Origin of the sequence: Streptomyces sp. UH6 (assembly GCF_013421635.1) — a bacterium.
In the GTDB taxonomy this organism is placed as follows: Bacteria; Actinomycetota; Actinomycetes; order Streptomycetales; family Streptomycetaceae; genus Streptomyces; species Streptomyces abyssomicinicus.
In genome coordinates this window covers 1-1,504 of sequence record NZ_JACADT010001206.1, presented here as the reverse complement: position 1 = coordinate 1,504, position 1,504 = coordinate 1, and the positions used below count along the sequence as shown (strand labels likewise).

Below are 1,504 nucleotides of genomic sequence, written 5' to 3'. Positions count from 1 at the left end.
TCGCGAAGCGCTGCAGGCGGTCGCCAGCTGGCAGGTCGGCAACGACGACGAAAGGCGGATCAGCGCGCCGGTTCCGACGTGCCTCGCGCCTCGTCGCGGCTGGCGACCACCAGGTATCCATCGCTCTCGGGGTCGAAGGTGGTGGACTGCACCGTGAGCCCGACGCTCCGCAACTGCGCCACGAGGTCCTCGTACCGGTAGGGCCAGATGGACAACCGCTCCGAGCAGGCTTGCACTGCCCCATCCGGCTCGATCCGGGCGACCACGATCTCGAGGAAGTGTTCCTGCTCCCAGCGCTGCTCGATCTGCCAGTAGTAGCTGACGACCGCATCGCGGTCGTTGCGGCGGATGAGCCGATCGCGGACGTCTACGCGCGAGCCGGCGGAGCGCACGAGCTCCCAGTTGCGTGAGTGGAGCACAAGGCGTCCGCCCGGATGCAGCAGCCGCGACATCGCTTCCAGTGCGGTCAGGCGCCCGGCTACGCCCTCGGCGTGCCCGAGCGAATTGCCGACGCAGAACACCAGATCGAACGTGGAGTCCTCCAGGTGGTCGGGCAGCTCGTCCCAGCTCGCGCGGAGGGCTCGAAGCGAGACACCCTGCTCGTCGGCGGCCTTCTCGGTCCGGCGAACCATCCCATCACTGGCGTCTGCGGCGACCACGTCAAGGCCAAGACTCGCGAGACCGACGGCGAGCTGGCCGGTTCCGCACGCGCAGTCGAGGACGCGTGCGTTGGGCGGCAGAGAGCCCACGACATCGCTGCAGTAAACCGCGGCTGCCTGAGCGGGGGTCAACCTGTCGTCCCCGATCAGCCACTCGTATACGTCGGAAAGCGCCTCATAGCCAGCCACCGCGATAACCTCCATCACTCGACGACGCGCGGGCTAGACCGCCCTGCGATTCGGACCTTGCGCCTCGCACTGTGCCGGCCGTGTCAGCGAAGCGTTGAGCAGGACCCAACCACTTCCGGCCGCTGAGACTCCACCGGATTTCGTGGGAAACCGCGGCACGCCGCACCAACGCAGGTCCCCACTCCACCAGCGCCCCATCGGCCACGATGGGGACAGTGAGCCCTTTTCAAGCTGCGCCGCCTCAACGGGAGTTGTACTGTCCTGCGCAACGACGAAGCTCCTGGTAGACGGGTTCTCGACCAAGATCACCCTTGTCCGCCAGGAGCTTCGCGTGCTTGTCTACCCGTCCTCGGTTGATCTGTACAGCCGCACCCTGCGGTTCCTGACCGGACAACTGACAGCCCGATGGCAGGAGATCGGAACGCGGTGGCGGCGCCTTCCCGCCGCACGTCAGGCACTGCTCGCCCTGGCCCATCTACGGTGCGGTGACACCTACGCCCAGCTCGCTGCCGGTTTCGACATCGGGATCGCGACCGTCCACCGCTACATACGTGAAGCCGTCGAGGCCCTGGCCGCCATCGCCCCGTCCCTGGCCGAGGCGATGAAGACGATCCGGACGAAGGCGTTCGTGATCCTCGACGGCACCCTGCTGCCGA

The 1,504-nt window shown here is 67.3% G+C and carries 2 protein-coding genes; one reads left to right on the top strand and one right to left on the bottom strand.

All coding sequences use genetic code 11. The features are described from left to right. Window positions 1–59 precede the first annotated feature (59 nt). Window positions 60–863 carry a class I SAM-dependent methyltransferase gene (locus HW445_RS30645; RefSeq protein WP_180224052.1) on the bottom strand — a complete coding sequence of 268 codons (804 nt, stop codon included), beginning with the start codon at window positions 861–863 and terminating at the stop codon, window positions 60–62. A 316-nt stretch (window positions 864–1,179) separates the two neighbouring features. On the opposite strand from HW445_RS30645, the gene HW445_RS30640 reads away from it, so the two are divergent. Then, on the top strand, window positions 1,180–1,504 hold a 325-nt coding region (locus HW445_RS30640; protein WP_180224051.1), incomplete at its 3' end, for a transposase family protein.

What these genes read in the sequence shown, in the direction of transcription:
- HW445_RS30645 (WP_180224052.1), bottom strand. Translation starts at nt 863, where the DNA reads ATGGAGGTTATCGCGGTGGCTGGCTATGAGGCGCTTTCCGACGTATAC.